Source organism: Neolewinella antarctica (assembly GCF_011927835.1).
In the GTDB taxonomy this organism is placed as follows: domain Bacteria; phylum Bacteroidota; class Bacteroidia; order Chitinophagales; family Saprospiraceae; genus Neolewinella; species Neolewinella antarctica.
Genome location: NZ_JAATJH010000005.1, coordinates 332,193 through 352,062, shown reverse-complemented (window position 1 = coordinate 352,062; position 19,870 = coordinate 332,193). Strand labels below are relative to the sequence as shown.

The window sequence follows — 19,870 nt, the reverse complement described above, 5'->3', positions numbered from 1 at the left end:
CGTTCTTACCCGGCACCCGCGACAGCGCCCTTAACAGCGACTACTTCACCAACGCCTCCATACTATCCTGCTTCACTTCGATCATGCCCCGGCGCGGGCGGTCGAGGTCGAGGATGATGAAAACCATCATGGAAATCAGCAGGCCGAGGATGAGCGCAGGTGCGCGGGACGTCTTGCGCCCCAGGCCGCTGGAATAGCCGATGAGGCCGGCCGTTGCGACGAAGATGACGAACAGCAGGTAAAAAATCGCCGGCGGGATGTGGCGAGAAAGCACGTCGTTGCGTGCGCCCTGGGCGTCGATCATGTCGTTGATGGCCTGGACGTAGTAGCCCGTTTTTACCGGGTTGGGCTCCCGCTCCGCAGCGTCCATCCCGGTGTTCCAAATGCGATTTTGTAGGTCGGACGTGCGGTTGTTGAGTTGTTTGCGCACGTCTAACTGCGTCAGGTCGGTGTCGTTGATTTCCAGCCGCAGGGCGATGTATTCGTCGAGTTGTTCCTGGGCGCGGGTGGAGTAGGGCGCGGGCAGTAAATCGGTTCGTAAAACGGCGGTGCCGATGGCGTTGGCTTCGGCCACTTCGGCGCCGGCCCGGCTGTCGTAGCGCTGCAATGACATGTTGAAAGAAAAGCCCAGCACCAGGGCCAACAGGCCGATGATGCCCCCCTGGATGGCGGTGGTTTGTGACTTGATGTCTTCGTCCGACTTGCCTTCGAAATACTCCCCGATCCGTAGCCCGACTTCGTTGGCGATGACGATCAGCAGGAAGAGAAAGCCGGCGATGACCAGGCTGTTGAACTGAAACATGGAATGGGTTTGTGGCCTAACCTGGAATTGGGGGACTTGGTTTTTGGTGGGTTACTTCAGTTGTCTCTGATTGATTTTTAACACATAAAGCACAAAAGGAAGGGAAAAGCACAAAAGTAAAAGCTAGTAAAAATCAGCGTGCGCACTCTATTTTATGCTTATGTTCTATTTTGTGTCTTGTGTGTTCTACTCTTTTTGCGACTAGGGAAAACCCCTCTACGTAAGCTTAGCTACTTGATCCAAGATCTGGTCCATTACCCAGCTGGTGTGCAGTGCACTTGCCCCCAGCGACGGATGCTCAAATTCCGCTTCAAAAAGGTGCCGCGCCATGCTTTCTACGTGGGGCAACTGAACGTGCGGCGGGTGGTCAATATTCAAAGCTGCCTGCCGGTCATCGGTGGTAAGTTTAACCGGTCCGTCGGCGAAAACGGAGAATTCGATGGTTCCACTACTGCCAAAAATTTCTACCCGGTCCATTGATTGCCAACTACCGAAGTTCCAGCTGGCCGCGCCCGTTGCGCCGCTTGCGTGGAGCCAGGTGGCGGAAAGAGCGTCTTTGGCACCGTACAAACCCTGTTGGTTCACGGCAAAACCGTGGACGTCAGTTATGTTTCCGAGGTAGTGGGTGAAGAGGTCAAGGCCGTGGCTGGCCAGGTCGTCGAAGTAGCCGCCGGGAGCGACTTTGGCGTCGGTTCGCCAGTTGTCTTCGCGAGCAAGATCGGTGGCGCTCGGGGGGCGGCAGAATTGCCAGTTGAGGTGGCGTACTTCGCCGATGGCACCTTCTTGCAGCCAGGTTTTTATCTGTTCGAAGCGTGGCAGCGTTCGTCGGTAGTAAGCTACGAAGAGCGGTACGTTGGCGGTGGCGAAGGCTTCCACGATTGCTTTCGAATCTGCGTAACACGGCGCCAATGGTTTTTCGATGCAGCAGGGTTTGCCGGCGGCGGCGACTCGGAGGCCGTATTCCTTGTGCGCATCCGGCGGGGTGGCGATGTAGATGGCGTCGATCTCGGGGTCGTCGATTAGCGCCTGGGCGTCCGTGCACGTTTTTGGGATATTGTGGCGGCGAGCGTAGTCGGCCAGCTTTTCCGCGTCGCGGCGCATGACGGCGCTTAGTTGGAAGCCGGGCGTTTTTTGGTAGGCGGGGCCGGATTTTGTTTCGGTTACGTTTCCGCAGCCTATTATTCCCCAGCGTAGAGGTTTGTTGGGTATGGGTTTTTGCATGGGGGCGGCGCGGTCGCGGGTGCTGGGTTAGTGGAGTAACCTTTGGTTTTGGGTGGGTACTAGGTCCAGGGTTGCACCCTTGGTTTATGGTTGGACTCCTCTGGAGTCTTGGGAGGGAGGCATGGCCTATGTTATTGGCGGTAAAATACGGTGAAGTGAACCGGGTGAGCGACGAAGCACCTAATTTACACCGCGCTCCGCAATCCCTGAGCTTGGCACCCATCCCGATAGCAATCGGGACGCCCCTATCTTTGAACCTCACCAACAACCTTAGCTGGCCAATGACCATCGAGCAGCAGTTCATCTTCCTGTTTTCCGCGCTCGGAGCCCTGAACGGATTCGCGCTCAGCGCGTGGTTCCTGCTGAAGCGCGGGGAGAAAAGGCGCTCCGATTATTTCCTCGGCGGACTGCTACTGATGCTGAGTATTCGGATCATTAAATCGGTCTTTCTGTACTTCAACGGCGGACTGTTTTCACTTTTCATCACCACCGGCCTCATCGCTTGCTGCCTGATCGGCCCCTTTCTGTACCTGTACGTGCGCAGCATGACGACCGCGTCGGGGGAGGTCGCTAACCGGCGCTGGTACCTGCACGTTGCGCCCTGGGCCGTCGCCCTCGCCGTGCTGGGTTTTGCTTACCCTTACGGCGGCCCAAACCTGAACTGGGGGTGGATCGTCGAGGCGATCTATAAGGTTTGGCTGGGGTACATCCTGCTTAGTTTGTGGCGGCTGCGGCCCGTCCTGAAGGCGGCGTGGGAAGAACACGGCAAACTTACCGGCGATCAAGTCTGGCTACTCAACATCGTCGGCGGCACGCTGGTGGTTTACGTTGCCTACGAGACGGCCAGTTACACGTCCTACATCACCGGAGCGCTCTCCTTCACTTTTCTGCTGTACGTATCCGTTCTGCACTGGTTTTTCCGCCGGAACAACCGTCCGATCGCCACGGACGAGCCCATCAAACCCGTTGGCGTGCAGCTGGGCGCGGCGGAACTCGCGGCGGGTATGGCCAAGCTCACGGACTACATGACCACCGCCCGCCCCCACCTGGAACCCGACCTCACGCTGGCCAAACTGGGCGGACGGCTGGGCACGCCTGGCAAAGACCTGTCGCGCCTCATCAACCAAGCGACTGGAGAGAATTACTCCCGCTACATCGCCCGGGCCCGGGTGGCGGAGGCGCAAAAATTACTGCTGGACCCCAACCGGGCGGACCACAAAATATCTGCCATCGCCTACGACAGCGGCTTCAACAGCTTGTCTTCCTTCAATAGTTACTTTCGAGAATTTACGGGGCAAACGGCCAAATCCTACCAAAAAGCGGCCGACATCGCGATCTAGTCCGCCGGGATCGCGATCTCGGTAGGCCAGATCAGCCCACGGGGGCACTTTTGAGCATTGCTACACCAAAACCCTCCCCGCAATGCGCTTTTACTTTTTTCTCCTTACGCTACTGTTTTGCACCACCACCCTCGCCGCCCAGGATCTCCCGTATTCGGAAGAGGAAGTAGCCATCCGCGTCGCCGTTCAGAAATACATCGACGGCCGTAATCTCGGCAAGCCGGAACTCCTCCGCGAGACCTTTCACCCGAACGCCGACATCCGCATCGTCAAAGAAGACACGCTGTACGCCTGGCCGATCGGTGATTACATCGACGGCGTGACGCCCGGTAAGCAGCAAGACTGCATGGGCCGGATCATCAAAGTCGATTACGCCGGAGCGGCCGCAATGGCCCACGTAGAGATCCAGTATCCCGGCTTCCAGTTTGCCGATTACCTCAACTTGCTTAAGCTCGACGGACAATGGATCGTGGCGGTAAAGTCGGCGGCCGGTCGGCAAACGAACCCCAAACGCGTACTCTTCGTCGTTACCAGCCACGAAAAGCTGGGCGACACCGGTCGTAAAACGGGTGCGCACCTCGGCGAGATTTCCCACGCCTACAAACCCCTCCACGACGCCGGGTATTCGGTGGATTTCGCCAGTCCGCGGGGTGGAAGCCCATTCCTGTACGGGGCGGATCTGAATGATCCCCTTAACCTGTGGTTCGTTCAGAACGCCAGCGCGTGGTACGCCCTGCAGCACGCCGCTACCCCGGCCGCGATCGACCCCGAGGGATACGCCGCGATCTACTTCGTTGGCGGTAGCGGCACCATGTGGGATTTCCCGGACAACGCCGAGCTGCAAAGCTTCGTACGGACCATCTACGAGAATGATGGCTTGGTCGCGGGCGTTTGTCACGGTCCGGCGGGGCTCGTCAACGTCACGCTGTCCGACGGTTCCTACCTGGTGGACGGCAAGCGCCTGACGTCGTTTACGGATAGTGAAGAATTGGGGGGCCGGGTGGAACAGGTCGTACCGTTCTTGCTGGAAACGGTGTTGCGGGAGCGGGGTGCTATATTTACCGGTAAGGAGAACTACGCGGAAAATATGGTGGTGGACGGGCGGCTGGTGACGGGGCAGAACCCGGCTTCGGCGGGGTTGGTGGGCAGGGAGCTAGTGCGGTTGTTGGGGGAGGAGTAGCACATAATGTGGTAATTGCCCCCCCGTTACTGAATTGAGCGAACGCGCTCGCGAGGAGTTTCTCGGGTACGGATTGCTGGTCAGGTGAAAGTCGTGAAAAGGCTTAGTCAACGGAGTGCCGAATTTACACCGCGCACCGCACCCCAAAACCTTGCACCCGCGGCCGCGCCTACGTACACTTAGTCCGTACCAGCCGTTCTTCTCAAACCCAAACCAAATTCTCCGCTACCAATTTTTTCTCCCCATCAAACCGATACCCAGCCAGATACCCACCCTTAGCCACACTAAAATCCAAACAGCAAATATTCCCCCGGATAACCTCCGGCACCCCCTTCAGCCAGTAGTGCCCAAAGAAAACCGGCTTTTCCGCTTCCCCGTAATGTACACTATCCGGACCGGCATAAAGCACCTCCCGCAACCCTTCATCCGGGTGAATGCCCAACTGCGTGTAAGTAGCGCCCACCGGGTTTTCCCACCACCGGTAGCGGATGTGGTGGCGCTCGGTGCCGTCCTTGTCGAGGAAGGAAGTACCGGCCGGAAGCGGTAGTTCCAAGCCCTTCAGGACTTTTTCAATGGCGTCGTTGGTCGGGCCGAACTCATCGGCGGTAGCGAGTAACGCCGCTTCCGTTAGCCTGTTGTTTACCAAAGTGTGGCGGAGGTGGTCCATACTGGGCTGGTGCCAGCTGGCGTGGACGGCCCGGAAATGTTCCGTTTCGTAGCACAGCGGGAGGGTTTTCATCCATTCGATGTGCTTGAAGTATTCCGCCTGGCGGTTCTGGAATTGCATCAAGGTTTCCGCGTGCTGCTTGATGTTTTTGATTAAGTGGGGCCGGAGGTAGCCGCCGGTTTTCAGTCGCGTGTTGAAGGCGAGGGCGTTAAACTCGTGGTTGCCCATCAGCGCCACGGCGGTGCCGGCCTCCGTCATTTCGCGGACGATCCGCAGGACTTCCGGGTTCTCCGGCCCGCGGTCGATGTAGTCGCCGAGGAAAACGACGGTGCGCTCGGGGTGGCGGTAGGCGTGGCCGTCGTGCGCGTAGCCGAGTTTGGCGAGTAGGGCTTTGAGGTGGGTGGCGTGGCCGTGGATGTCGCCGATTAGGTCTTGCATGGATGGTTGCTTATTCTTCCTCAATTAAGAGCATGTTGGCCAGAAATTGGTGCGATTACTGAGGAAAAGTTAAGGAAGGATATTGATACCAACTGCTCAAAACCACTTATAGCGTCAGTTTTGAACATCACCCGACTAATCCCGTAGGGTCCGGCTCGGCTGATTCTTTCGCTGGACGGCGTGATGAGATAGTTGGCCTCCCATCTCACCTGCGCCACTGAGACTTTCTATTTCCACATCATGAAACACTAAACCCATTTTGCTGATCTCATTCAGCAAAATTGACCTACTTTTGCTGAATGGAATCAGCATTTCTGAAATTCGCTGCTCGTCACCGCGCTTTATTAGCCGCTACGCCCCGTTCTTTTACGCGTTCCCTTGCTGCGGAAGTGAACTGGAACAGTAAGCTAATCGCCATTCTCGGCCCCCGTGGCGTGGGCAAGACAACGCTACTCGCACAGCGGCTGATCCAGTTAGCGCTACCGCCAAGCGAAGCACTCTACCTTGACTTGGGCGACTTGTTATTTCAGGAATACAGTCTGGTAGATTTCGCGGAGTGGTACAAAGAACGCGGTGGGAAGTATTTATTTCTCGACGAAGTTCATCGCTACCCCGGCGAAAACTGGGCGGCGGCGGTTAAGCTACTGTACGACTTTCACCGAGCAAATCTTTCCGTCGTCATCTCCGGGTCTTCCATCCTACAGTTGCTGGACGCGGGGGCGGACCTAAGTCGGCGGATACATTACTATCATCTTCCGGGGCTTTCTTTCCGGGAATACCTGGTCCTGAAGCACGGTTTCAACCTGGAGCCACTGGATTTTACGGACCTGCTACGTGCACCACAGGCCGCTATGGAACCTTACCTAAAAGATGGTTTTACCCCGCTGCCCTACTTCGAGCAGTATTTAAAAAACGGCTATTACGGTTTCGTGCTGGAGGATGAATACGGTTACTACGACCAGGTAAATCAAACCATCCAGTTAGTCTTATCGCAAGACATTGGATCGGTCGGCGCCTTACGCACGGCCGACGCCAACAAACTGGGCCGGCTACTTCAGGCCGTTGCCAGCTCCGTCCCCTTTAAGCCCAATATCTCAAAAATTGCCCAGCGGATCGGGATCGACCGAAATACACTGATCGAATACCTGAATCTACTGGAACGCGCCAACGTTATCCACCAATTGCGCGCGGACGGAAAGGGCATCACTCCACTCTCCAAACCGGATAAAATTTATCTCGATAATCCTAATTTAATCTACGCCCTGTCCCCACAGCGAGCTGAGGTGGGCGCGATCAGGGAAACTTTTTTCTACAATCAACTCAGCTACCTCGTTCGCCGAAAACTTGCCTTTCCTCCGGAGATACGGCTACCGAAAAAAGGAGATTTTATTTATCGCTATCAGGGCGAAGCCTACGTTTTTGAAATTGGTGGCCCCAATAAAACTGCCGATCAGATTGGGACTGGGCCGGGGTGCTTTACCGTGGTGGATGCGGCGGCTACGGCGGCTGGTCACCGGATTCCGCTTTGGTTGTTTGGGTTTTTTTATTAGTGTGATTGGGTTGAGGGTTTTCTTCCCCAAGAAGCTGTGTGTTAGCAGTCGTGTGCTGGTAGTTTTGCGCGGTCGCGGGTGCGGGGGAGTTGGGTTAAGATAGTGTTGATGTAATTAGAGTCCTCATTCCACTACTGATGGGAAGTAGTTGGACCATGTTATGGTAGCATTCTCCCTCGTCTCTCTTTCTGAAAGAATCTGGAGAGAAAATCACACTATGTAACTTCAATATTGTCTGCTCAATTACTATGTGTTATCATTTACATAGAAAATCCCTGTCGAGTAATTTGCATTCCACCGGTTCCGATGCTTAAATTTCCATTAACAGTTGCATCATCTATCTTCATACTTTCATTATCAATATTTACCTCAAAATCACCAGCATAAAAATTTCCGGTTATTCTCAAAATAGCGTCCACTGGGTTTTCTTTAAGCTGTTCTCGGATTGGTCCAGATTTTGGCAGAGTAGAATCATCATCTTTAAGCTGTTCAATTTTAATAATTACACTTCCATCTGGTCGTGTAGCACTTATCTCTTTTTCATTGAAACCAAACTGAATATTCTCATCAGCCGCAACTGGCTTACTTTTAAAAAGCTTTACTTCCCTTTTATTATCAATATCTTTAATATCACAATCGACTACTAAGAATGAACCGTATGACCTTTCCCGAAATATTTCTCGAACTTTAAAGAATTCCTTTAAAGTTCCATTAATTTCTACTGTAAAAACTCCATCTGTACCAATAAACATATTAGAGCCTAACATAATTGCATATTTCATTATCTCGTCTTTTTTAGATGTCACATAGCGTGTGTAGGCATACGAGATGCCATTTTCAATAGCACGAATATACATCAATCTACTGAATAAGTGAGTGAGATGTAAGTAATCACTCTCACGAAAGCTGCTGCTAAGGCCCAGTGCGAACAGCCAAACAACTAGGAGATTTTATTAAAACTCGCTCGCAGGATAATTTTCAGCAGGAAAGTGAGGGAGAATTATACTTTATAGTCTATAATCGTATATGGAGCTGGGAGGCGAATGTAGTTGGGGGGGGTGGGTGGGTGGAGTAGTTGAAGGTGAGGCAACTAGTTCACCTCCCGTCTGGAATGTAACCTATCGTCTAATTTATTTTATTTAGCAGATAATTTCGTGTAATAACAACTTACTACATTTCGCAAAGTATTGCAAACCAAAATACAGACTGAAATTATAGAACCGATTCAATCAGTTACATATGAACTGACGGTCTTCGGTTGAAGGAGAAAACCATCTAGTTCAAGAGGCACTGATATTCGAGGTTAGTTGGAACAATAAAGGGAAGTGTTTTAACATATTAACACATTGGCTGATACATCTCGACTTAATCGAAGTGTCATCGTATTCACCTCAGTATTTACATTTCTCATTTATTTATTTCTAATATTTTACATTGTCCATTCCTATAATCTTTTTCTATTTTTTTGAACTTAACTAATTTAATATCCCCATTAATATACTCCACTTTGACTACAGTGTTTCTTTGGATTTTCTTTCCTTGGAGAACAGGTTTTGAGTTTATAGTTTTTCCTATGATCTGGTACATCTGTCGCCTAACACTTTCTAAACCTTCCTTAGTAATAAGGCTTATAGCAAGGTCTCTATATTCTTCTATAATGGATATACACCTGTTAGCAGCCAATTTGGCTTCTTTTTCTAGGTTAATAGCATATAACCCATATGCTTTCCAATAATAAACTAAGAATGTTTCATGTATCTTGTCAAGCGGTACATAACCAATACACTTTTCAAAAATTTCGACATTCGATATTAGCCTTAAGAAATTTGATTCTTGATATTCATATCCATTACCAATACCCATAATCTTAATATCACTGGCAACAAATATACTAACATCACTACTTATCAGACTAACGAAAGTATTAAAGTAATCTAAATAATTAAAAACTTTATCATCAGAATTCATCAACAATACTCGAATAATGCCAATATGTTCTGAATTAACTGTAATTATTTTTTTGTCAATAACGTACTTTGTGTAAAGTGCCAAGTCATGTTTCTTCTTTACAACCTTGCCAACAATAGCAAGTATCTCCCACTCAGAACGTCCAGTGTATAATTTTTCTACTGCGTAAGACACGAGTTCATCTCGATCATCATACAATCTTAACTTATGTAAAGTATAGAGTATATTGAGTAATATAAATTCATTAAATCCAAGATATTTCTGTCCACTAGATTCAAAATTTAGGCTATTGTCAATTATAAGATTCTTAGCTCGTAGAATATCATCACCACTTGAATCACCATCCAATTCAGTCTTATAACGTAATATCTCGGGCATATATTCAACTGCCGATGAATTCATTGCCAGCAGTATTAATTCTAATGCGCCGTTAATTTCATCCTTTTCTACTAAGGTTGCTGCTTTCAAATATCTAGAAGCAGTCAAAAAATAATCAATACCGTTTTCTCCATCATCGATCTCAGAAGATAAATCTTTTAAAAGAGAATCAACTATCCTTTCAGTCTTGATGCTATCTACATCTGAGTAAAAATATGCTAAGTTAATTTTAGCTAGATTATGTGTATACCCTGGATGAGCAGTCTTTAATTCAGTTTCAATAATTTCAGCACCAATACTAGACTGTCCGCTAGCCATCATGGCAAGACCTTGAAACATTCTTGCCTCCTTATCGAGAGGTTTTGTACTAAAAGGCTCTTTAAATTTTTCAGATGCTAACTCAAACTTTCCTAGATTATAATAAGATCTTCCAATAGTAAAATTGGCAATATCTTTGTTGCTATTACTAATTATATCTGTTTCACTTAAATATCTTGTAAAAATTTCAATGGCATCTTCGAATCTTTTATTTGAAAAGCTACCGTATCCTTCAGCAAAAAGATCACCTATCAAATTATCTACGGAATTTATCCATTCAAGAGTTAATGAATCAGAAATAATTCTGTTTTTTATAATTACTTTAGAGGTTTTCTTTGCTCCGACTATCCCAAATAAATAGAGTTTTTTCCATTCTTCATCAGATATATTATTGATTCCTGATTGAAGTTTCCTAACAGCCTTACGAGCCATCTTATTATCCTGAACTAACTCTCTAATGTGGTCTACAGGTGCAACATCAAAATTAGTTAAATACTTTTTCTTAATAACTTTCTCAACATCTTCTATGAATATATTCTGACCTTCTATTATCTTATCTTCTAACTCTGATAAAATATCAAATGTCAATCTTGGATTGCCTCCAGTTTGTTCAAAAATGAAAAGAGAAATTTCATGATTAATATCTAACATTGATTTTCTTACAAACTCTTCATGCTCTGATAGAGTGAAGTCATCTAAGTAAATCTTTTCACCAATATTAAATGGCGACTTGTTTTTATCCTTTATTAGGTCAATCGGTTCAATAACTCCTGACAGCAAGTACGTTAATCTTTCGAATTCGGGATAATTTACTCTAGCAAAATAATTACTTCTGATTTGAGCAAAGACATGATCGGAATATGATACACTTTTCAACGCATCAATCTCATCTAAAACTAACACTAGTTTACCACTAAATTCCTTCAACAAGAATCTCAAACATTTAGTATATTCAATATGTGGTGGAGAACTTAGTTTTCTTATTTTTATTATTTGCGTATCAACAGTAATTGAACCTTCAAATTGGGATTCTACAATCAAATCTATGATATTTCTATAGCAATCTAATTGACTATTGAACATATTAGACATGTCAATATATACAAACCTTACGTCAGTCGTCTCGAGATTTCTCTTTGCGTTAAAAAGCAAATTGGTTTTACCCATTTGCCGTGCCACGAGAACGTACCCAGGGCGTTGCATTTCATTTACAATTCTTTTTAACTGTCGGTCAGCTTCTCTATCCACATACAAATCTTGAGGTAGAATTGTATACTTTATCAACTTCTTCATACAAATTCAGATTTTGCTTTCTCTATACACAAACCTACATTAAATTTAGCATACTGAGCATTTTTCAAATAACAATTCATAAATATGTTTTTCAACAATCTCGGGTTACCTTCTGATGATTTAGTTATAGTTTCTATTTCTAATTTGGTAAATGACAATTTTAAATTCAACAATAATATCAAAGCCAATTTCCCTAGATCTTCTTTCCACTCATTTAACTTAATGAAACGGAAAAGGCTACTTGCTTTACTACGTAGTGGTCCAATATATTTTTGGGGGCTATCTATAGTTGAAATGACAAAGCGTAATTTCTTACTATCCACCTGCATGTTTTTTTGATATGCCGTTATTTGCAATATAGTTTCAGCTATCGAATGGAAAAGTTCATGATTAATCGAAATCTCATCAATTACGATGACAGAGACATCTACATTTACCTGAGAAATCATTTTACAAATTGCACGAATTTTGTTGTTTGACTTATCTAATGAAACGCCGGCTATATCGCTGATCAACCATGAAAGTTCAGTTAAAAACACATCAGCTGATGTGATTGTAACAGCGCCGAAGTCAAAATAATAAAACTTTGAAGACGTAATGAGTAGATTCCTATGTATTAACGCTGTTTTACCAACGCCTGAACTGCCATAAATCCAGCAATTGGCGTGTTTCAGTGACGTTTTAAATAGATCATCCAACTCTCTATTTAAGTAGTATTTTTCGTATTCAGGAATGTAGCGATAGAATAATACCGCTTGAAGATCAATTAACTCGGAAATTCCATCAGGCGAATCAGATGAATGTGTTATCGAAGATAGTATATCTAGCGTTTTGTGTATTGCAAGTGAATCATGCTCTTTAAATATAGAACTATAAAGATTGTATCTCTCAAAAAGAGCAATTAGTTCATTCCCATTCCTATACTGGATTTTATTTGAGAGAGCAGGATACAAATCCGACTGTTTCTTCACCCAATTACTCCACCAAATATTTGAGTCTAAATCAAGAATAAAAGGCGAACACAATATCCATTTTTTAATTTCGAATTTTTCACTCTCAATAACCTTTTTGAATGAACTTCTAATCTGATTTTTCTGAGCATCTCCAAACTCATATAGGAAAAATTTACATTGAATGACGGTTATTGGTTCTACACCTATTTTTCCAACAAATATGTCTATCCCCCCATCTCCTCTTTTCACCTCTACTTGCTGAACATTCTTCTCACTATAAATATTTCTAAAAAGGTTTTCACATGCAACTTCAAATGCAGCCCTAGCACCTTCAATTCCTCCATTTTGCTGTTTAAAATCATGCCAATCTTTCATCACGGTAAATCTAGAGTTTTTTAAATGGATTTATGTGCTACGTTTAACTAGAATAAATCTCTATCAAACTATTATAATGAGAACCAGCCACACCAAAAAATCTTTTAGATAGCAAGAGTTCAGGGAGGATAAACTTTGATCAAGACACCAAACCCGGCATCAAATTATCTTACTTCTAATTTTGCCGGAAATTAAACCAATATTTTTAATTGTTAGCTGCAACTCTACAGTGGCTTCGGATAGTCATTGTACTGAGTTTTCAAAATCGTTTGAGCACAAAAATTGGTTTAAATGACGAAGCAACCCAAACCTAACGAAACAAACTAAACCCAACCCCCTCAACCACCCCCCGAAACCCAGCAAACTCCCCACTCATAAACACCTCCACCCGCCGAATAAAGTCCCGACTAGCACTTTGCGCCTGCGCCAAAGCCAACGTAGCCATCTGCGAAGGTGCACCGTCCACGTCACTGACGTAAGACCTCGCGGTGTAAAGCATCGCCTGCACGTTCGTCGGCACCCGCTGGATGCCCTTCTGGTCTTCCGGTTCGGTGTAGACTTCTTCCAGGTCCGCAATTTGTTTGCGGAGGGTTTTGATGTCGGCCGTCAGGGAATCTTTGCTCGTGCCGTCGCCCAAGTCGGCGGGGGCGTCCTTCAGGAGGGTTTCGACCGTTTTGAGAGATTTGCCGGCGTCCTGCAACTGCGTCCAGGCGCGGTCGAGGCGGACGACGGTGGAATCTAGTTCGGTGCGCATGGCCTTACCGCGTAGGTCGGTCTGGTCGGTGGCCGGTTCGCGGGGGTCCGCCTTGACGGTCAGCATCGTTTTGCCGGTTTGCTCGCCGTAGGTCATGACGACTTCGTAGACGCCGGGGGCGACAACGTTACCGCTCGGGAGGTCGGCGTCTTTTTTACGTTCGGTGCGGCTGGGGTAGGGCACGCCGTCGGCGCGGAGGTTCCAGCCGGTGCGGTTCATGCCCCACGTCGGGGTGATCTTGTAGGTGCGGATGGTGTCGCCGGACTGCGGATCGACCACCTGGACTTTCACCTTCTGCTTCGGCCCGTCGATCGGATTGGGATTACCGCTGCCGTCCGTGCTGGCGTCGGGGTTTTCGCGGAGACCGAAGCGGGCGTTTTCGCGGCCGGGCATGTCTTCGCTGATGCCCTGGGGGCGGGCGGTGTAGCGGAGCATGCGGGCGGTGTTGTCAGTCGTGTCGGTTGTGGCGACGCTCGGGGTTTTCGCCTTACGAACCTTGCCTTTTTCTAAATTACCCTGCACCAGCGGCCGCGCCAACTCCTGCGCCAACTCCGTAGAATCTTTCTGCGGCAACACCCAGTAGGTGAGCATCGCGCCGCCCGGACGGTCCTCGCCCTGGTACTGGCCCTGCGCGTAAAAACGCGTGCCCTGGTAGCTGCGGCGGCTCCAGTCGTAGGCGTCCGGCGCGGGGAAAACGGCGAAGGAATCGCGCAGCATCGTGTTGTTGGACTTGGCAATTTCCCGGAACGGGCGGATGTCATCGAGAATCCAGGCGGCGCGGCCGAAAGTGCCGATAATGAGGTCGTACTCGCGGGGGTGGATCTTGAGGTCGGCTACCTGGACGGCGGGAAAACCTGCCGTGTGATGCGTCCAGTCCTGTCCTTTATTGTAGCTGATCCACAGTCCCTGGTCGGTGCCGAGAAAGAGTAGATTTGGCTCGACCGGGTCCTGCACGATGCAAAGGACGTGACCGGTCACATCATCTTCATCAACCAGGCGGGTGAACGACTGGCCGAAATTATCCGTGTGGTAAACGTAGGGGGCGACGTCGCCGCGGCGGTAGTCGTTGACGACCACAAAGGCCTCCGCCTCGTCGTGCTCGCTGGCCTCGATGTAGGGAATCCAGCTGCGCGCGGTGAAGCCGGGGAGGCGGCTCGTGAGTTCTTCCCAGGTAGCGCCGTCGTCCTTACTCAGGTGTAGCCGCCCGTCGTCGGAGCCGGTCCACAGCGCCTGCCGGCTGGAACCCGATTTGTGGTTCGGCTCGATGACTAATAAGGTCGTGTGGTTTTCCGCCTGCGTCGCGTCGATCGTCAGGCCGCCGGAGCGCATGGAGCGTTGCAGCGTCGTATCATTTGTCGTCAGATCGGGCGAGATAATTTCCCAATTGTCGCCGCAGTCGGTGGATTTGTGGACGAACTGGCTGCCCATGTAAAAGCTGCACGGGTCCTGGTCGCCCTGCGCGATCGGCGCGTTCCAGTTGAAGCGCAGGAAGGTGCCGTCGGGGTGGATCGGCCGGATGGATTTGTTGCTACCCGTCCGCCGGTTGATGCGGTTGACGTAGCCGCCCTGGCTGGCCGCGTAGACAGTGTTGGCGTCGCCGGGCTTGAAGACGAGGTCGAAGCCGTCGCCGAAGTTGACTTCCTGCCAGTCCGCGTCGGTGATGCCGCCGGAGTGGAGGCCCTGGCTGGGGCCGACCCACGAGCCGTTGTCCTGCATCCCGCCGCCGACGAGGTAGGGGAAGCTCATGTCGTAGTTGATGTGGTAGAACTGGGCGAGGGGCAGGTTGGCCGCGAAGCGCCAGGTTTCGCCGCCATCGCTGCTGAAGTTGAGGCCGCCGTCGTTGCCGTCGATGACGTATTCCGGGTCGTTCGGGTCGATCCACAGCGCGTGGTGGTCGGGGTGGACGCCGTTGCCGTAGTCGGCGATCTGGCGGAAGGATTTGCCGCCGTCCTCGGATTTGGAGACGTAGGTAAACACGTTGTAGATCCGGTTCTCGTTCTTAGGGTCGACGTAGAGTTCGGCGTAGTAAAACGGCCGGTTACCGATGTCTTCGGTGCTGACGAGTTTGAAGGTCGCGCCGCCGTCGGTGGATTTGTACAGCCCGTTCACTTTCGCTTCCACGAGGGCGTAAACGATGTTCGGCGAGCTGGCCGCGATGGCCAGTCCGATGCGGCCGAGGTCACCTTTGGGGAGGCCGCTTTTGGCCGTGCGCCGTTCCCAGTTGTCGCCGCCGTCGTGGCTCACCCAGATGCCGGAGCCGGTGCCGCCGGAGTTGAAATAATCGGGGTCGCGGTCGAAGGTCCAGGTTGCGGCGATGAGCTTGTCGGGGTTGCTCGGGTCCATGACCATTTCAGCGATGCCGGTGCCTTCGTTGACGTACAGCACGCGGTCCCAGGTCACGCCGCCGTCGGTGGTTTTGTACACGCCGCGTTCCTCGTTCGGGGCCCACATGTTGCCCATCGCGCCGACGTAGGCGACGTCCGGGTCGGTCGGGTGGGGCAGCACGCGGTGGATGTGGCGCGTCTTTTCGAGGCCCATGTGTTTCCAGGTCGCGCCGCCGTCGAGCGACTTATAAATGCCGCCGCCGTAGTTGGCTGAGTTCCGTGGGTTGCCCTCGCCGGTGCCGGCCCAGATGATGCTCGGGTTAGCGTCGGACACGGACACGGCGCCGATGCTGAGGTAGCGGTTATCATCGAAGATCGGGGTGAAGCTCGTGCCGCCGTTCTTGCTCTGCCAGAGGCCGCCGCTGGCCGTGCCGACGTAGATATTATCGCGGTCCCGGGGGTGCACGTCGATGGCGGTTACGCGGCCGGACATGCCGGCGGGGCCGATGTTGCGGGGGGCTAGGGCTTGCCAGTGGTCGGGGTTAAGCTGGGCGTTCAGCTGGGCGCTGGCGCTGGTGCAGAGGAAGAATAGTAGGAGCAGGGGGAGGTGGCGGAGCATCATAGTGGAGAGGTGCTTTTTTGGTAGTAGAAAGGTACGGCGATGTGGAAAAATATTGGTGTTTAAGCGTTTAAGCCATCGTCTACCAATTAGATTTCAGTAAGGAGGCGGCAAATCTTATTTCGATTTACGTATGATTTAGTGCTGATTACTACCTTCGGTGAACGTTGAAATCAGTCTTGAACATACCAATAAAGGGGAGTGTGGATAAATGAGGTTCAGACATTTATTTCATTCAACTGTGTAGACGGTATCGCTTTTCGCGTGTTTTGAAAGCTTCGACACCTCCTTCTAGTACTTCACAAATGTGTTCTTTAATACCCTGTCTTTGTAGAGCAGTTGGAGTCTTAAAGTCGAGTTCTTTTGTATGTTCGATGCTACCAGGAAGATAGGCAAACTTCTTGCTATTTTGATTTGGCGCGTTAATACCGTGTTGATTAGCTACAATGACTAACTCCGCATCAGTACCAACTACGATATTAGGATTATGGGTCACGACAATAACCTGGCGTTCCAATTTTGTCTTTTTTAGATAGCTGACCAAATCAGTATAAATAGCACGATTGTCCAGGTCGTCTTCTGGCTGGTCGATCAGTATCGGGCATTTTTTATCACTGTAATCCAGCAGTAGCCGAAGAACGACAAAGGCTTGTTTACCTTCGGACATCATCGCATATTCATCCCCTTCGTACCTAACGTGATAAGAAATTTTGACGTAGCACTCACCGATTATTTTACGAAGAAAGGAAAAGGCTGACTGTTGATTCTTTAGTACGATTTCGTTCTTAAGGACGCGGTCGAATTTTTCCCTGATCTCGGCTTTGTAGTCCGCTTCCTCGGTTGCCGTTGACGGCTCAAAAACTGCCAAATCCTTACGCTCCTGACTTTTAAGGTTGATGCCATAATCTAAATCTTCGTTGTACTTTTTTAGTAGTAGCCGCGGGTAAGCTTCAATTCGTAGGCTCCCCCCGCTTAAAGATGTCGTTAGTTCCGCGCTTAATCGCTTTGCTTCGTCGTAGAATTTGTAGTTTAGGTCAAGTATTTCCCGGCGCAGTAAGGATTCCCGGGCGGTAATTTCAATCATCTCCGCCGTCACTTGATTAAATTGTAGTTTGGCGTCCTGCTGTACGGCTAATGCTTTTTCGATGCGTTCGAGTTCAGCGTTTTCTTCAGTCATGCGTTTGCCTTGGACATGGAGCGGGTTCGCTCCAATATCGTTCCTTCTTTCGGTAATAGCGGCAGTTTCCTTCGCACTTTCAGCTCGTACTTTCGCCAGTGCCTCCGCCCAAATACGGTTTACTTCCACTTCGGCATCCGCAATAGCTTTTCCCAAGGTAGTTCGGGTCGGTTCCGAAAAGTCGATTACGTCTGGGCTGCGTACCGCAGGACTCCCTAAGGTTCCGAGGCGCACCTGATCGCGTTCGATCACTTCTTCGCGTTGAGCGATCTTCCTGAGTTCACCGCTTAGCTCCTGGTATTTACCGTATTCTTCTTCGGACATGCTCTGGGATGCCCGTGCCGCGTCCCGACGGGTAATCAACCGTTCAATTTCCTTATCTATTCCGGCGATATCTCCGATCGTCTTCCGTTCCGCCAGTTTCTCTTTCGTTTTTTTGCGAAGCAGTTCGAGTTCTTTAAGTTTTTCCAGTATCTCCGCGCTGTTGACTGATTTGAAATTGCGGAAGGTCGCTACGGGATCACGATCAAGTCCCGTCGTGACGATGCCCTGGACGAGGTCGTCAAATTTTTTCGGACTACGGCTATACTGTTCCATGTACCCCTGGTAGAAAAATTCAATCTCCCGCTCGTTGTTTTCTACGCCGTCGGCCCAGCGGACAGACATACCGTCCGCCAGCTTAGCTATGAAATCATTGTATCTATCATTATTAGGCTTAGCTTTCTCCGCAGGTAGTAGTTTCTTCGCGATGCCTGCCAGCAAGGCACTCTTACCCGTACTCCGCCCGCCTATGATACAAGTAAGTTGCGGGTTGAACTTGATCCGGGTATTAACCATGTCATCGTGGTGGATGAGGACTTCCTCGATTTGCTGCCGGGGCGCAGGAGATTCCGGACATAGTTCACCTATGTGGACGCGGGTTTCCGGCTCGTAGATTACCTGACGGAGACCGTTGAAATTTGGATCGGCCTTGATCCAGCAGTAGCGTTTGTTTGTAGGCTCAAAAATCTTGTTACTGTCGTGGGCATCACAGCCGTGTAGACAGGGCATCAACGACTTATGCTTTTCAAGAATTATAGCCGGACTATGTCGTTCGTCTTTTTTGCCTAAAAAATAATTCCGGTCCGTAATTGAACTTGAGAATACCGCGTCTGCTTTTTTATATAGGCTGGTTACTAGCGTATCAAGGCTAGTGCTTTGCTCATTAGTTAAAAAATCAGAGTGTCGCCTTACTCCACTTGCCCCGTCATTACCATTAGCGACAACGATTAGACATTGTTTGCGCAAGTCCATATCTTCTTCAAACAGTGTATATAAGCTGTCGTGAGATACGACGAATTGATTAACTCCTTCTATATAAGCGCCTAATTCTTGATAATCTTCCCCTTTATACGCTCGGCCAAGCGCGACTAACGACGCTCGGGTCGCATCGTATACTTTTTCGCCATCCTTAAACTTTAGTTTTGCTAAAAACCGCCGCTCAATTTCATGATCTATTACCGGATCAAATAAGCAGTGCAGGTTTAGCGCTTGCCCGCCTCCCGTAACAGGTGACAGGCGTAATTCCACGTTCGGAATCACACACTCAATCCCCGATTCCGCCAAATCTCCAGCTTCCCACCGTGCCTTAAACTTAAAGTAGTTCTCCACCGAGAAGTAATCCGTAATGCCGATAACCGCGATCGTAGATGGATACTCGTTGATATCCTTCACATACCGTGTCCACTTCGCCTCGTTCGTCTCCCCTTCGAATTGTGGGTTTTTATTCGTCTCTGGTGTATGAATATGTAAATCCCACCGGCGCCACTCCGCCCCTCGTTCGTATCTTTTCATGATCAACACAATGTTTTAAAAATTTTGAAAAATCTATGCAACCACAAACTCCCCCACCAAACCCGCTATCGAAGCATTAGCCGAAGTCCGGTCGTGCGGGATCAGTACGTAGTCCCAGGATTCCCCCCCGTGCGCCGCGGTGTACGCACTGGCCGGCGCGCAGTACTCCACCGCCGTCCGCGCCTTAGCGAGCACATCATTAGCCTCCATATCCCGCCGCATCTTCGGCTCAAGCAGGTAGAGACCGTCCGTAGTTCCAATCAGAAAGTCCGGGCTGTACTCCCGCCGGTTATTGTCCCAATACAGTCGGAGCTGGCCCAGCGCCGGCCGCAACCACTTTTCTACCGCCGGGTCCGCCTCGCAGATTCGGGCGATGGTCTGTTCCTGGGCAGTATCGAATTTGTAGTGCGGGTAGCAGGCTTTTTGGAAACCACCGAAGAGCTTCATCCGCCGGTCCCGGTTGTCCACGGTCGTCCAGAAATTGAGGATGTCGTCATCGGCGAATTTGGCGTAGTTGTGTTCGCGCAGCGAATCAATCGTATCCGTTTTGGTCATCAAGTTATAGTCACGGTTAACTAAATCCGGGATAAATTCAGATAGCTTAACCGGATAGTGATCCCCGAATACCATTTTGTAAAAGTCCTGAACGAATTGTGCGTCAAAAGTTGCCATAGTTTTTT

Annotated in this window: 12 protein-coding genes; 3 read left to right on the top strand and 9 right to left on the bottom strand. The window is 49.6% G+C overall.

The window, feature by feature from the left end; genetic code table 11:
• Nucleotides 1–40: 40 nt before the first annotated feature.
• Together GGR27_RS15475 and GGR27_RS15470 are read right to left on the bottom strand one after the other, a co-directional pair.
• Nucleotides 41–802, bottom strand: coding sequence for a bestrophin-like domain (locus GGR27_RS15475; RefSeq protein WP_168038928.1), 762 nt, complete (start codon nt 800–802; stop codon nt 41–43).
• A gap of 216 nt (nt 803–1,018) precedes the next feature.
• A complete protein-coding gene (locus GGR27_RS15470) occupies nt 1,019–2,023 on the bottom strand; it encodes a Gfo/Idh/MocA family protein (RefSeq protein WP_168038926.1) in 1,005 nt (334 codons plus the stop codon).
• A gap of 86 nt (nt 2,024–2,109) precedes the next feature.
• Between GGR27_RS15470 and GGR27_RS15465 the strand changes: the two genes are divergently transcribed.
• Together GGR27_RS15465 and GGR27_RS15460 are read left to right on the top strand one after the other, a co-directional pair.
• Complete coding sequence (locus GGR27_RS15465; RefSeq protein WP_209037957.1) at nt 2,110–3,363, top strand: helix-turn-helix domain-containing protein; 1,254 nt, start codon at nt 2,110–2,112, stop codon at nt 3,361–3,363.
• Nucleotides 3,364–3,445: 82 nt separating this feature from the next.
• Nucleotides 3,446–4,543, top strand: a complete 1,098-nt coding sequence (locus GGR27_RS15460; protein ID WP_209037956.1) for a nuclear transport factor 2 family protein — start codon at nt 3,446–3,448, stop codon at nt 4,541–4,543.
• Nucleotides 4,544–4,745: 202 nt separating this feature from the next.
• Here GGR27_RS15460 and GGR27_RS15455 read toward each other — a convergent pair whose 3' ends face one another.
• Nucleotides 4,746–5,648 (bottom strand): metallophosphoesterase, encoded by a 903-nt coding sequence (locus tag GGR27_RS15455; protein WP_168038922.1) that lies wholly within the window; start codon nt 5,646–5,648, stop codon nt 4,746–4,748.
• A gap of 299 nt (nt 5,649–5,947) precedes the next feature.
• Here GGR27_RS15455 and GGR27_RS15450 point away from each other — a divergent pair, with 299 nt between their 5' ends.
• A complete protein-coding gene (locus tag GGR27_RS15450) occupies nt 5,948–7,198 on the top strand; it encodes an ATP-binding protein (protein WP_168038920.1) in 1,251 nt (416 codons plus the stop codon).
• A 260-nt stretch (nt 7,199–7,458) separates the two neighbouring features.
• On the opposite strand, the gene GGR27_RS15445 is transcribed toward GGR27_RS15450, so the two are convergent.
• From GGR27_RS15445 to GGR27_RS15420, 6 genes are all read right to left on the bottom strand, one after another.
• Nucleotides 7,459–7,980 (bottom strand): hypothetical protein, encoded by a 522-nt coding sequence (locus tag GGR27_RS15445; RefSeq protein WP_168038918.1) that lies wholly within the window; start codon nt 7,978–7,980, stop codon nt 7,459–7,461.
• A gap of 625 nt (nt 7,981–8,605) precedes the next feature.
• Nucleotides 8,606–11,155: an AAA-like domain-containing protein gene (locus GGR27_RS15440; RefSeq protein ID WP_168038916.1), complete on the bottom strand. Its 2,550-nt coding sequence runs from the start codon at nt 11,153–11,155 to the stop codon at nt 8,606–8,608.
• The gene (locus tag GGR27_RS15435; protein ID WP_168038914.1) at nt 11,152–12,483 is read right to left on the bottom strand and encodes an ATP-binding protein; all 1,332 of its coding nucleotides are present in this window, start codon (nt 12,481–12,483) and stop codon (nt 11,152–11,154) included. Before GGR27_RS15435 ends, GGR27_RS15440 begins: the two co-directional genes overlap by 4 nt.
• A gap of 310 nt (nt 12,484–12,793) precedes the next feature.
• Entirely contained in the window at nt 12,794–16,183 is a 3,390-nt protein-coding gene (locus tag GGR27_RS15430) for a VPS10 domain-containing protein (protein WP_245184689.1), read from the bottom strand.
• 232 nt (nt 16,184–16,415) lie between these two features.
• Nucleotides 16,416–19,190 (bottom strand): TrlF family AAA-like ATPase, encoded by a 2,775-nt coding sequence (locus GGR27_RS15425; RefSeq protein ID WP_168038912.1) that lies wholly within the window; start codon nt 19,188–19,190, stop codon nt 16,416–16,418.
• Between the two features lie 33 nt (nt 19,191–19,223).
• Complete coding sequence (locus tag GGR27_RS15420) at nt 19,224–19,862, bottom strand: hypothetical protein (protein ID WP_168038910.1); 639 nt, start codon at nt 19,860–19,862, stop codon at nt 19,224–19,226.
• Nucleotides 19,863–19,870 lie beyond the last annotated feature (8 nt).

What these genes read in the sequence shown, in the direction of transcription:
- GGR27_RS15440 (WP_168038916.1), bottom strand. Translation starts at nt 11,155, where the DNA reads ATGAAGAAGTTGATAAAGTATACAATTCTACCTCAAGATTTGTATGTG.
- GGR27_RS15465 (WP_209037957.1), top strand. Translation starts at nt 2,110, where the DNA reads ATGGTTGGACTCCTCTGGAGTCTTGGGAGGGAGGCATGGCCTATGTTA.
- GGR27_RS15420 (WP_168038910.1), bottom strand. Translation starts at nt 19,862, where the DNA reads ATGGCAACTTTTGACGCACAATTCGTTCAGGACTTTTACAAAATGGTA.
- GGR27_RS15455 (WP_168038922.1), bottom strand. Translation starts at nt 5,648, where the DNA reads ATGCAAGACCTAATCGGCGACATCCACGGCCACGCCACCCACCTCAAA.
- GGR27_RS15430 (WP_245184689.1), bottom strand. Translation starts at nt 16,183, where the DNA reads ATGATGCTCCGCCACCTCCCCCTGCTCCTACTATTCTTCCTCTGCACC.
- GGR27_RS15460 (WP_209037956.1), top strand. Translation starts at nt 3,446, where the DNA reads ATGCGCTTTTACTTTTTTCTCCTTACGCTACTGTTTTGCACCACCACC.
- GGR27_RS15425 (WP_168038912.1), bottom strand. Translation starts at nt 19,190, where the DNA reads ATGAAAAGATACGAACGAGGGGCGGAGTGGCGCCGGTGGGATTTACAT.
- GGR27_RS15450 (WP_168038920.1), top strand. Translation starts at nt 5,948, where the DNA reads ATGGAATCAGCATTTCTGAAATTCGCTGCTCGTCACCGCGCTTTATTA.
- GGR27_RS15435 (WP_168038914.1), bottom strand. Translation starts at nt 12,483, where the DNA reads ATGAAAGATTGGCATGATTTTAAACAGCAAAATGGAGGAATTGAAGGT.
- GGR27_RS15445 (WP_168038918.1), bottom strand. Translation starts at nt 7,980, where the DNA reads ATGAAATATGCAATTATGTTAGGCTCTAATATGTTTATTGGTACAGAT.
- GGR27_RS15470 (WP_168038926.1), bottom strand. Translation starts at nt 2,023, where the DNA reads ATGCAAAAACCCATACCCAACAAACCTCTACGCTGGGGAATAATAGGC.
- GGR27_RS15475 (WP_168038928.1), bottom strand. Translation starts at nt 802, where the DNA reads ATGTTTCAGTTCAACAGCCTGGTCATCGCCGGCTTTCTCTTCCTGCTG.